General features: G+C 70.6%; 10 protein-coding genes. 8 read left to right on the top strand and 2 right to left on the bottom strand.

Annotated elements, in window-relative coordinates:
- Positions 1–82: 82 nt before the first annotated feature.
- Entirely contained in the window at positions 83–754 is a 672-nt protein-coding gene (locus AB0L91_RS05225) for a FadR/GntR family transcriptional regulator (RefSeq protein ID WP_355276039.1), read from the bottom strand.
- 248 nt (positions 755–1,002) lie between these two features.
- Between AB0L91_RS05225 and AB0L91_RS05220 the strand changes: the two genes are divergently transcribed.
- The 7 genes from AB0L91_RS05220 (at position 1,003) to AB0L91_RS05190 (ending at position 10,178) form a co-directional block, all read left to right on the top strand.
- Entirely contained in the window at positions 1,003–2,154 is a 1,152-nt protein-coding gene (locus tag AB0L91_RS05220) for an MFS transporter (protein WP_365011185.1), read from the top strand.
- Positions 2,155–2,419: 265 nt separating this feature from the next.
- Entirely contained in the window at positions 2,420–3,880 is a 1,461-nt protein-coding gene (locus AB0L91_RS05215) for a nitrate/nitrite transporter (RefSeq protein WP_365007352.1), read from the top strand.
- A gap of 31 nt (positions 3,881–3,911) precedes the next feature.
- A complete protein-coding gene (nirB, locus tag AB0L91_RS05210) occupies positions 3,912–6,461 on the top strand; it encodes a nitrite reductase large subunit NirB (protein ID WP_365007351.1) in 2,550 nt (849 codons plus the stop codon).
- 63 nt (positions 6,462–6,524) lie between these two features.
- Positions 6,525–6,926 carry a nitrite reductase small subunit NirD gene (gene nirD, locus AB0L91_RS05205; RefSeq protein ID WP_357343525.1) on the top strand — a complete coding sequence of 134 codons (402 nt, stop codon included), beginning with the start codon at positions 6,525–6,527 and terminating at the stop codon, positions 6,924–6,926.
- Positions 6,927–6,930: 4 nt separating this feature from the next.
- Positions 6,931–8,175, top strand: coding sequence for a uroporphyrinogen-III synthase (locus tag AB0L91_RS05200; RefSeq protein ID WP_357343527.1), 1,245 nt, complete (start codon positions 6,931–6,933; stop codon positions 8,173–8,175).
- A gap of 71 nt (positions 8,176–8,246) precedes the next feature.
- Complete coding sequence (locus AB0L91_RS05195; protein ID WP_355276538.1) at positions 8,247–8,945, top strand: CbiX/SirB N-terminal domain-containing protein; 699 nt, start codon at positions 8,247–8,249, stop codon at positions 8,943–8,945.
- A 666-nt stretch (positions 8,946–9,611) separates the two neighbouring features.
- A complete protein-coding gene (locus AB0L91_RS05190) occupies positions 9,612–10,178 on the top strand; it encodes a hypothetical protein (RefSeq protein ID WP_365007349.1) in 567 nt (188 codons plus the stop codon).
- Here the strand turns inward: AB0L91_RS05190 and AB0L91_RS05185 are convergent.
- Positions 10,162–11,109: a helix-turn-helix domain-containing protein gene (locus AB0L91_RS05185; protein ID WP_365007347.1), complete on the bottom strand. Its 948-nt coding sequence runs from the start codon at positions 11,107–11,109 to the stop codon at positions 10,162–10,164. The genes AB0L91_RS05190 and AB0L91_RS05185 overlap by 17 nt on opposite strands.
- A 129-nt stretch (positions 11,110–11,238) precedes the next feature.
- Here AB0L91_RS05185 and AB0L91_RS05180 point away from each other — a divergent pair, with 129 nt between their 5' ends.
- The gene (locus AB0L91_RS05180; protein WP_365007345.1) at positions 11,239–12,180 is read left to right on the top strand and encodes an NAD-dependent epimerase; all 942 of its coding nucleotides are present in this window, start codon (positions 11,239–11,241) and stop codon (positions 12,178–12,180) included.
- The last annotated feature ends 77 nt before the right edge of the window (positions 12,181–12,257 follow it).

Here is a 12,257-nt window from a genome sequence, read left to right as displayed (position 1 = left end):
GCCAACTCACGCTCACCGCCGAAATCGCGGGTCGGTGACCGGCCGGAAACCTGGATGTAGAAGAGCCGCCGGTTCGCTTTTCTCAGCGATCCGGGTACTCGGCGATGAGCGAGCCGAGGAAGCAGCGGGTCGCCTGCATCGCCTTGTCGGCGTCGCCGTCGATCACGGCCTGCACGAGTTCGGCGTGCTCGGTGTCGTAGGCGTCGTCGGAGCGGGCGGTGCGCGCGTGGATCACGTGCTCGATGATCGGCAGCAGCGAATCGTAGAACTCCAGGTATACCGCGTTGTGGCTGGCGACGACGATCGCACGGTGTAGTTCCACGTCGGCGGCGATGGCGACCGGGTCGGGTTCGGTCCAGTTGCGGTTGCTGCGCTCGGCGAGCAGGCGGCGCAGCGTGGCGATGTCGGCGTCGTCGCGGCGGCGGGCGGCCAGACCCGCGGCGGTGGTGTCGAGCGCCTGCCGCAGTTCGAGGATGTCGCGCTCCTCGGCGTCGGCGAAGTACTTGCCCAGGGTGCCGCCGACCTCGGAGGTGGCGATCACATAGGTGCCCGAGCCCTGGCGGCGTTCGAGCATGCCCGCGTGCACGAGGGCCTGGACGCCTTCGCGGACGGTGTTGCGCCCGGTCCCGGTGAGCTCGGTGAGTTCGGGTTCCGTGGGGATCCGTTGGCCCACTGGCCAACGGCCGGAACGGATCTCGGCCCGAAGCTGTTCGGTGACCTGAGCGATGAGGCTGGTTCGCCGGACGGGTTGCACGTCAGCCAGGGTACTTGCCCGCCTCTCCGCGTACTTTGGCCAGACTCGAGGGCGGGGAGATGGACATTGCTCACAGTCGCTTGGCATTGGTCATCGGGTCATCCTATGATTTTGCGGTGCCGCCACTCCATGAATCCGCTACCGCCCCCCATCTGCGCGACCGCGAGCCGGAGGTCGTGGTCGACGGGGGTCGGGTCAGTCGTCGATCGTTGGTCGAGGGGCGGCTGCTGGTTCTCGCGGCGATCATCATGTCGGCCCTCACCCTGCGGGCCGCGGTGACCGCGTTCAGTCCGCTGGCGGAGGAGATCGGCGCGGATATCGGGTACGGGACGGCGATCGTCGGGGTGTTCGGCATGCTGCCGACCGCGATGTTCGGCCTCGCCGGGCTGGTCGCGCCGCTGCTGGTGCGCCGGTACGGGCTCGAGCGCACGGTGCTGCTGGCGATGCTGCTGGCCGGTGCCGGGTCGCTGGTGCGCGCGTTCGCGGGTGGCACCGGGGAACTGCTCGGGTTCTCCGCGGTGGTGCTGCTCGGCATGGGCATCGGCAATGTGGTGATCCCGCCGCTGGTGAAGCGGTACTTCGCCGATCAGCTGGCCGCGATCAGCTCCCTCTACATCGTGATGGTGCAGCTGAGCACCGTCGTGCCCGCGTTCGTCGCGGTGCCGCTGGCGCAGGACCACGGCTGGCGGATCTCGATGGGGGTGTGGGCGCTGGTCGGCTTCGCCGCCGCGGTGCCGTGGGTGTTCGTGCTGCGCGACCGCAAGGGCCGCGACCGCCACGACGTCACCGCCCTGCCCGCCGAATCGTCAACGGCGACAGGCAAAGTGTGGCGTTCGCCGGTGGCCTGGGGGATGGCCGCGATGTTCGGCATGACCTCGCTGACCACCTACGCCATGTTCGCCTGGCTGCCCAAGATCCTGTCCGACGCCGGCGCGAGCGCGGGCTTCGGCGGCAGCATGGTCGGCCTGTTCGCGCTCATGGGCCTGATCCCCGCGCTTGGCGCGCCGACCGTGGTCTCGCGGATGCGCAATCCGTTCCCCGTCGTGGTGGGCTGCATGGTGCTGTTCGTCATCGCCTTCGCCGGTCTGCTGATCGCGCCCATGGGCGCCCCGGTGCTGTGGGTGGTGCTGCTGGGGCTGGGCCCGAGCACCTTCCCGATGGCGCTGACGCTGATCAACCTGCGCACCCGCACCCCGCGGGGGTCGGCGGCGCTGTCCGGGTTCACCCAGGGCGTCGGCTACGCGGTGGCGTGCGTCGGACCGTTGCTGTTCGGCATGCTGCACACCTGGACCGGCGGCTGGGCGGTCCCGTTCGGCATGCTCCTGGTCGCCCTCGGCGTGCTGCTGGCGGGTGCCTGGCAGGCGTGCAAGCCGCGCATGCTCGAAGACACCTGGAATTGAGCCGGGAAATCTCACCGCTCGAGTTGCGCGCGTGTGCGTCGAGGGTAATGCTGTGTACGTCACACCCTCACGGGTGATTCCGACGATTTCTGGCCGCTTCCTTACCTGCGGAAATCGTTGTGTCACACGCCGGAAACAAAAGGGCCGATCTCACCCGCTCTGAGCGGCATAGGTGAGAAACCGTTGATTCGCGCGAAATTTCCCGCAGCATTCCGGCAATACCCATTTCCTACCGTTGGGCCATCGCACTTTTGGGAGGCCCAACTTGAGCACGCTGAAGCGTAACCACGACATCGAGCACTGGGATGCCGAGGATGTCGCGGCCTGGGAGGCCGGCGGCAAGGACATTGCCAAGCGCAACCTGATCTGGTCGGTCTTCGCCGAGCACATCGGGTTCTCGGTGTGGTCGATCTGGTCGGTGATGGTGCTGTTCATGCCCGCCGACAAGTTCGGCATCGACCCGGCGGGCAAGTTCTTCCTGGTCGCCATGCCGACCCTGGTCGGCGGGTTCCTGCGGATCCCCTACACCGTGGCCACCGCTCGCTTCGGCGGCCGCAACTGGACGATCTTCAGCGCGCTGCTGCTGGTGGTCCCGCTGCTGCTGACGCTGTACTTCGTCACCCAGCCGGGCACCTCGTACACGACCTTCCTGGTCGTGGCCGCGTTCGCCGGCATCGGTGGCGGCAACTTCGCCTCGTCGATGACCAACATCAACGCCTTCTACCCGCAGCGGCTCAAGGGCTGGGCGCTGGGCATGAACGCGGGCGGCGGCAATATCGGTGTCCCGGTGATCCAGCTGCTCGGCCTGCTGGTGCTGGTCACCCTCGGCGGTGACTACGCCTACCTCATCTGCGCGATCTACCTGGTCCTCGTCGGTGTCACCGCGGTCGGCGCGGCGCTGTACATGGACAACCTGACCAACCAGCAGGCCGACCTGTCCTCCATGGGCAAGGCCCTGAAGGTGCCGCAGTCCTGGGCGATCGCCTTCCTCTACATCGGCACCTTCGGTTCGTTCATCGGCTACAGCTTCGCCTTCGGCCAGATCCTGCAGATCAGCTTCAAGGCCGGTGGCGACACCGCCGCCCAGGCCGCCGTGCACGCCGCCTCGATCGCCTTCATCGGCCCGCTGCTCGGTTCGCTGGCCCGCCCCTACGGCGGCAAGATGGCCGACCGGATCGGTGGCAGCAGGGTCGCGCTCGGCACCTTCGGCGCCATGATGGCCGCCGCGCTGATCGTGATCGCCGCCTCGACGATGGCCGACCGCAACAACGGGGTCGCCTCCGGCGCCACCATGGCCCTGCTGGTCGTCGGCTTCATCGCCCTGTTCGTGCTCTCCGGTTTCGGCAACGGCGCCGTCACCAAGATCATCCCGTCGGTGTTCGAGGCCAAGTCCAAGAGCCTGCCGCTCCCGCGGGCCGAGCAGGCCGCCTGGTCGCAGAACGCCGGCGGCGCGCTGATCGGCTTCGTCGGCGCGATCGGCTCCCTCGGCGGCGTCGGCATCAACATGGTGCTGCGCAGCTCCTACGCCAGCACCTCCTCGGCCACCACCGCGTTCTGGGTGTTCCTCGCCTTCTACGTGCTCTGCGCGGCCGTCACCTGGACGGTGTTCCTGCGCCGTCCCCGTCTGTCCACCGTGCCTGCCGACTCCGATGTCGTGGTCGAGGCCGAGTCCCTGGTCCTCGAGGCCGAAAACAACGCTTCGTCGGCCACTACGTCGGCTCGCTGACTACCCGACCACAACCAAGGAGGTCACTCTCATGAACAGCACTCGCAAGACAGTGGTCGTGGTCGGCCACGGCATGGTCGGTCACCGCTTCGTCGAGGCCCTGCGCTCGCGCGACGAGGCAGGCGAATGGCAGGTCGTCATCCTCTCCGAGGAGAAGCTGCCCGCCTACGACCGCGTCGGCCTGTCCTACTACGTCGGCAGCTGGAAGGCCGAGGAGCTCGCGCTGCCCGGTAACACCTACGACGGCGACCCCCTGGTCGACCTGCGGCTGGGCCAGCGCGGCGAGTCCATCGACACCGCGGCCAAGACCGTCACCAGCTCCAACGGCGACGTCATCGCCTACGACGCGCTGGTCATGGCCACCGGTTCGTACCCGTTCGTCCCGCCGGTGCCCGGTCACGATCTGCCCGAGTGCTTCGTCTACCGCACCATCGACGACCTCGACGGCATCCGCGCCGCCGCCGACGCGGCCGGTCCCGGCGCGCACGGCGTCGTCGTCGGTGGCGGTCTGCTCGGCCTGGAAGCCGCCAACGCGCTGCGGCTGATGGGCATGACCCCGCACGTCATCGAGTACAACGACCGCCTGATGCCCGCCCAGGTCGACGCCGGTGGTGGCGCGATCCTGGAGAAGCTGGTCACCGACATCGGCCTCAACGTGCACACCGGCGTCGGCACCGCCAAGATCGTCTCGATCGAGGAGGAGGGGGCCAACAACGTCACCCTGCACCTGTCGGACGAATCGGAGATCCACGCCTCGCTGGTGGTGTTCTCGGCCGGTATCCGCCCGCACGACGCGCTGGCCAAGGCCGCGGGCCTGGAGATCGGCGCCCGCGGCGGCATCCTCACCGATGTCACCCTGCAGACCTCGGACCCGAGCGTCTACGCGATCGGTGAGTGCGCCGCGATCGAGGGCATCTGCTACGGCCTGGTCGCCCCCGGATACACCACCGCCGAGATCGTCGCCGACCGGCTGCTCGGTGGCGCGGGCGAGTTCCCCGGCGCCGACATGTCCACCAAGCTGAAGCTGATGGGCGTCGACGTCGCCTCCTTCGGTGACGCGCACGGCACCACCGAGGGCGCGCTCGAGGTCGTGCTGCACGACGCGGCCAAGGGCACCTACGCCAAGCTGGTCGTCTCCGACGACGCGCAGACCCTGCTCGGCGGCATCCTCGTCGGTGACGCCAGCCAGTACGCGGCCCTGCGCCCGCTGGTCGGCCGCCCGCTGCCCGCCGACGCCGCCGCGCTGATCTCGCCCGCGGGCGCCGAGCTGGGCGCCGACGCGCTGCCCGATGACGCCCAGATCTGCTCCTGCAACAACGTCAGCAAGGGCGCGATCTGCGGCGCCATCGCCGACGGCGCCTGCGACATCCCCGGCATCAAGAGCTGCACCAACGCCGGTACCTCCTGCGGTGGCTGTGTGCCGATGATCAAGAAGCTGCTCGAGCAGTCCGGCGTGGAGATGTCCAAGGCGCTGTGCGAGCACTTCAGTCAGTCGCGCGCCGAGCTGTTCCAGGTCGTGCAGGTCACCGGCATCCGCACCTTCTCCGAGCTGATCGCCAAGCACGGCAAGGGCACCGGCTGCGACATCTGCAAGCCGACCGTCGCCTCGATCCTGGCCTCGACCTCGAGCGATCACATCCTCGACGGCGAGCAGGCGGCGCTGCAGGACACCAACGACCACTTCCTGGCCAACATGCAGAAGAACGGCACCTACTCGGTGGTGCCGCGGATGCCCGGTGGTGAGGTCACCGCCGAGCAGCTGATCGTCATCGGTGAGGTCGCCAAGGAGTTCGACCTCTACGTCAAGGTCACCGGTGGCCAGCGCATCGACCTGTTCGGCGCGACCGTGGAGCAGCTGCCGCTGATCTGGAAGCGCCTGGTCGACGCGGGCATGGAGTCGGGCCACGCGTACGGCAAGTCGCTGCGCACCGTCAAGAGCTGCGTCGGTTCCACCTGGTGCCGCTACGGCCAGCAGGACTCGGTCGGCATGGCCGTGCTGCTGGAGAAGCGCTACCGCGGCCTGCGCTCGCCGCACAAGCTGAAGCTGGCCGTCTCGGGCTGCGCGCGCGAGTGCGCCGAGGCCCGCGGCAAGGACGTCGGCGTGATCGCCACCGAGCACGGCTGGAACCTCTACGTCGGCGGCAACGGTGGTCTGACCCCGAAGCACGCCGTGCTGCTGGCCGGCGACCTCGACGACGAGACGCTGATCCGCTACATCGACCGCTACCTGATGTTCTACATCCGCACCGCCGACCGCCTGCAGCGCACCGCGCCCTGGCAGGAGGCGCTCGAGGGTGGCATCGACTACCTCAAGGCCGTCGTGTGCGAGGACAGCCTCGGCATCGCCGACGACCTGGAGGCCGCGATGGCCAAGCACGTCGACGGCTACAAGGACGAGTGGGCGGCCGTGCTCGAGGACGAGAACAAGCTCTCGCGCTTCGTCTCCTTCGTCAACGCCCCTGACGAAGCCGACCCGACCATCTCGTTCGACGACAGCGGCGAGCGCAAGGTGCCAGTGCTTCTCGGCCTGCCCGGCATGCCCGCCGGTGTTGGCTCCGACACAGCAGCGGCCGGGAAATAAGCGCTTAACCCTGCGGAAACAGGGCGCCTGTACCAATAGGTAAGGCGTTCGGAGGAGGAACCGATGACCGTTATCGACACACCCACCATCACCACGGAGACGGCAACCTGGACTCAGGCGTGCCGACTCGACTTCCTGATCCCGGGCCGCGGCGTTGCTGTCCTGCTCCGGGGCGGCAGGCAGGCCGCCCTGTTCCTACTCACCGACGGCACGCTCGCCGCCGTCGGCAACATCGATCCGTTCGGCCGGGCCGCGGTGATGTCGCGCGGCATCGTCGGTGATCGCGGCGGGGTGCCCGTCGTCGCGTCGCCGCTGCTCAAGCAGGCCTTCTCGCTGATCGACGGTCGCTGTCTCGACGACGCGACCAAGTCCCTGCCGGTCTACGCCGTCCAGCTCGACGGTGGCGTCGTCTCGGTATCCAACGAGCCGGTGCAGGTCTCGGCCCTCGAATCCTCGGACGGCTGATTCCATGACCTCTCCCACCGACACCGGCCCCGGTCTGGCCGGCTTCACCATCGGCGTCACCGCCGCGCGCCGTGCCGAGGAATTCGGCACCCTGCTCACCCGCAAGGGCGCGACCGTGGTCTCCGCCCCCGCGATCCGCATCATCCCGCTGGCCGACGACACCGAGCTCGAGCGCGTCACCGAGCTGCTGATCGCCGATCCGCCGCAGATCACCGTCGCGACCACCGGCATCGGCTTCCGCGGCTGGATGGAAGCGGCCGAGGGCTGGGGCCTGGCCGAGACGCTGCGCGACACGCTCGCCTCGACCCGGATGCTGGCTCGCGGCCCCAAGGCCAAGGGCGCCATCCGCGCCGCCGAGCTGCGCGAGGAATGGTCGCCTGCCTCGGAGTCCTCGGCCGAGGTGCTCGATCACCTGCTCGCCGAGGGCGTCGAAGGGGTCCGCATCGCGGTGCAGCTGCACGGCGCGACCACCGAGTGGGAGCCGGTTCCCGACTTCTGCGAGGTGCTGCGCTGCGCGGGCGCCGACGTGGTTCCGGTCCCGGTGTACCGGTGGGAGCCGCCCGCCGACCGCGGCCCGATGGACGCCATGATCGAGTCGATCATCTCCGGCAGCCTCGACTGCGTCACCTTCACCAGCGCTCCGGCGGTGGCGTCGATGCTGATGCGGGCCAAGGAGACCGGCCTGCTCGAGTCCGTGCTGCACGCGCTGCGCGGGCGGGTGCTCGCGGCCTGCGTCGGCCCGATCACCGCCGCGCCGCTGGAGGAACTCGGCGTGCCGACCACCATGCCGGGCCGCGCGCGGCTCGGTGCGCTGGCCCGCCACGTCGCCGAGGAACTGCCGCGCCGGGCGAGCCGGATCTACGCGGCCGGTCACCTGATCAGCGTGCGCGGTGGCTGCGTCGTCGTCGACGGTGAGGTGCGCCAGCTGGCGCCCGCGCCGATGGCGCTGATGCGGTCGCTGGCCCGGCAGCCCGGCCGGGTGGTGTCCCGCGAGGACCTGCTCTCGGCCCTGCCCGGCGGTGGCGACGACACCCACGCGGTGGAGACCGCGATCGCCCGGCTGCGCGCAGGCCTCGGCACGCCCAAGGCGATCCAGACCGTGGTCAAGCGCGGCTACCGGCTCGCGCTCGACGCCGCGGACTGCTCCGACACCCCCGTGAGCAGGCCGCCGGTGCAGCCGCCGCATCAGGCCGGCATCGGCACGCCGGCCCGGTCGCCGCGACCGGCGCAACCGATCGGCGTCTGGTGAGCACCGCGCGGCCGGGTGAGCCGGCCCTGGTGCTCGTCGCGCACGGCACCCGCAGCGCGCGCGGTGTGGAGATGATCGCCGCGCTCGCCGACGCGGTGGCCGCCGAACTCGGCGCCGCGGTTTCGGGGCGCGGCGCCGACGGCACGGAAGCCGAGGGCGCGGCGCCCAACGCCGCGCTGCGCACCGCCTTCGTCGACGTGCTCGGCCCGTCGCCGTCGGAGGTGCTGCGCGACCTCGACGGCCCGGCCGTCGTGGTGCCCGCGTTCCTGGCCTCCGGCTACCACGTCTACCAGGACGTGCCGCGCGAGGTCGACGAGAGCGGGCACACCGAGGTCGCGGTGACCGCGGCCATGGGCCCCGATCCGGCGCTGACCCGGATCATGGCGGTGCGCCTTCGCGCCGCGGGCTGGCGTCCCGGTGACGCGGTGGTCTTCGCCGCCGCGGGATCGTCGGACGCGCGGGCCCGCCAGGACGTCCGCCGGGCGGCGGGCATGCTCGCCGAGCAACTCGGCGTTCCGGTGCGGATCGCCTACGTCGCGACCGGTGCGCCGCGCGTGCCCGAGGTCGTCGCCGAACTGCGGGAATCGGGTGCGGGGCGGGTCTTCATCGCTTCCTACCTGCTGGCCCACGGCCTGTTCCACCAGCGTCTGCACGACGCGGGCGCCGACGGCGTCGCGGAGCCGATCGGGGTGCACCCCGCGGTGGTCCGGCTGATCGCCGACCGATACCGCACGGCCGCACGGGAACTCGTCCGCGCCCGGGTGCGCTGACCGCTCCGTTCCAGCCCGCGCCGAGGTGCGCCGCCGCCGCGCGCGACGGCTCACACGGGTCGGACGCGCGTTGTCGCTGTCCGGTGAGGGCGGGTTCCGACGACTAGAGTTGGGCCCGACTTCACAGGAGGGGGCACCGTGCCAGATTCGTCGGCGGATCACGACGGTCCGCGACCAGAGCAGGACGAGCTGACGTCGTATCCCGACGCGGTTCCGCAGGCACCGGCCAACCCCAGCGCGGCGGTACCCCCGCCGCCGAGCGGTGCCGGGGGGCCCGTGCCCTACCCGAATCCGGCCGTGCCGCCGCCGAGTACTGGGGCGTCGTACCCGCCGCCCTATCCGGGCGCGGCGGGGGCACCCTACCCGAATACCGCCACACCCCCGCCCTATCCGGGGGTGGCGGGAGCGCCCTACCCGAATTCGGCTGCGCCCCAGCCTTATCCGGGTATGGCCGGGGAGCCCTATCCGAATTCAGCTGCGCCCCAGCAATATTCGAACGCATCAGGGCATCCCGAGGGGCCCTACGCGCAGGCCGGGTCGAACGGCCCGACGCCCTACGCGCAGGCCGCCCCCGGTGGGCAAGCTCCGCATCCACAGGATGCATCCGGTGGGCAGGCGCCGTATCCGCAGGTGGTGCCCGGCGGACAGGCTGCCTACCCGCTGCCTGTGCCGGGTGGGCAGGCGCCGTATCCCTCGGCGACGCCCTATCCGGCCGCGCCGGTCGACGTGGGGCCGAAAGTCGTTCCGCAGAATGTGCAGATCGCGTTCTATGTGATGCTGGCGGGCGCGGTGGTGACTGTGCTGAGTGCCGCCTACATGCTGACCACCATCGACAAGATCCGCTCCGACGCGCTGGACGCGTCCGGCGGGGTGTTCCGTGGCGACGATCTGGACGTCCTCGTGTACGCGGGCCTCGCGGGCGGCATCCTGACCTCGCTGGTGACGACGGGGCTGTGGGTGTGGATGGCCTTCGCCTGCCGGGCGGGCAAGAACTGGGCCCGGATCACCGGCACGGTGTTCTTCGGGCTCAATGTGTTGTCGTCGGCCGTCAGCGTGATCAGCGCGCTGGCCACCGGAACCGGCGCCGACCCGCAGTCGCTGGCCTTCACCGTGGTGCTCGTGCTCATCGGTCTGGCCGCGGTCGTCCTGCTCTGGAACCCCCGGTCCGCCGCCTTCTTCGCCAAGGCTCCGCCGCCGGGGTATCAGCCCTACCCGCCTAGCGGGCCGTGGTGAAGTTCGCCCGGTAGGTGCTCGGGGGGACGCCGAGCTGGCGGATCATGTGCTGTCGCAACGACTCCGCCGACCCGATCCCGCTGTGTCTGGCCACCTGGTCGATCGGCAGCGATGTCGACTCCAGCAGCTCCCTGGCCCGGTGCAGGCGCTGGTGCAGCAGCCATTTCTGCGGGCTGAGCCCGGTCTCCTCGTGGAAGCGCCGGGTCAGCGTGCGCACGCTCGTGCTGGCGTGCGCGGCGAGGTCGCGCAGCGACAGGGGAGTGTCGAGCCGGGTCAGCGCCCAGGCGCGGGTGGCCGAGAGCGAGAGGTCGTCGTCCGGCGGGAGCGGGGTGTCGACGAACTGGGCCTGGCCGCCGGGGCGCACCGGGGTCACCACGGCGGCGCGGGCCGCCTCGTTGGCGAGGGTGGCGCCGTAGTCCTGGCGGATCAGGTGCAGGCACAGGTCGATTCCGGCGGCCGCGCCCGCCGAGGTGGTGACCGGGCCGTCCTCGACGAACAGCGCGTCGGTGCGCACCCGGACCCCCGGATGCGCACCGGCCAGTTCGTCGGCCAGGGCCCAGTGCGTGGTGGCGGTGCGCCCCTCGAGCAGCCCCGCCTGGGCCAGGACGAAGGCGCCGCTACAGATCGAGGTGACCAGGGTGCCCCGCTCGGCGGCGGCGCGCAGGGCGGCCAGGATGGCCGGATCGGCGCCGGTCCGCGCGCCGGTACTGGGCACGATCACGGTGTCGGCCGATTCCAGCACCTCGAGACCGTGCGGGATCACCACGTCGAACCCGCCCGAGTTCGCGAGCACCACACCGGGTTCGGCGGTGCACACCAGCACCCGATAGCCCGGCGCCCCGTCGATGGTCACCGCGTCCATCAGTGATCCCGGCATGGCCAGATCGAAGGACTTCACCGGGGGCACGGCGACGACGGCGACAGTCTTCATGGCCTGATCCTTGGGATAGCTGGCATTCCGGCCACTAGTCTAGCCCGCCCGTGCCCGGCATCGTTGACTTCGCGCCCGGAAAACAGTTGCCGGATCGCACGAAATCACCTGCCGGAAAAGGGAATTCACATGCAAGAACATGTCGTGATCGGTCGCGGGGCCACCGCGTCCGCGACCGCGCTCTCGCTCGCCGAGTCCGGTGATCGGGTGACGATGATCAGCCGCGGCGGCCTCGGTCCCGAGCACCCCGGGATCGACCGCGTCGCCCTCGACGCCACCGACACCGCCGCGCTGATCGCGCACGCCACCGGCGCCGCGACGGTGTTCAACCTCGCCATGCCCGCGTATCACACCTGGCCGGAAACCGTTCCGCCGCTGTTCGGTTCGATCCGGGCGGCCGCCGAAGCCACCGGCGCGAACCTGGTGATGATGGGCAATCTCTACGGCTACGGCCCCGTCGACGGCGTCGTCGACGAGACGACCCCGCTGGCCGCCACCGGCAGCAAGGGCGAGGTCAGGGCCAGGATGTGGACCGAGGCGCTGGCCGCGCACGAGGCGGGCAGGCTGCGTGTCACCGAGGTGCGCGCCGGTCAGTTCCTCGGCGCCGGCGCGGTCTCGGTCTTCTCCCTGCTGGTGCAGCCCGCCGTGCTGGCGGGTGCGCGGGCGCGGGTGCCACAGGCGCTGGACCTGGCGCATTCGTTCACTGCGATCGACGACGCCGCGGCCGCCCTGGTCGCCGTCGCCCGCGACGACCGCGCGTGGGGCCGCGCCTGGCACGCGCCGATGCTCACCACCACCGTGCGCGCGGTCGCGAGCAGGCTGGCGGCGCTGGCCGGTGCGCCCGAGCCCGATCTCGCCGTGCTCACCGACGCCGAGATCACCGAGCTCGCGCAGGGCGATCCGTTCTGGGGCGAGCTGTTCGAGACCGCGCACATGTCGCACCGCGAGTTCGTTGCCGACGATTCCGGCATGCGCGCCACCTTCGGCGTCACCGCTTCCGCGCTCGACGACGTGCTGCGCGCGGTCCTGCCCTCGGGTGCTTCGAGCACCGCGAAAGCGGGGATGCCCTAGGTTTGCCAGCGTCGCGCGCGGAGACGGACACGGGCCGGTCAATGCCGCATATCGGCTGTTCGGTAGGGCATGCTCGG

It is taken from the genome of Nocardia sp. NPDC051833 (assembly GCF_040681225.1).
In the GTDB taxonomy this organism is placed as follows: domain Bacteria; phylum Actinomycetota; class Actinomycetes; order Mycobacteriales; family Mycobacteriaceae; genus Nocardia.
This window is presented reverse-complemented; position numbering and strand designations above follow the sequence as displayed.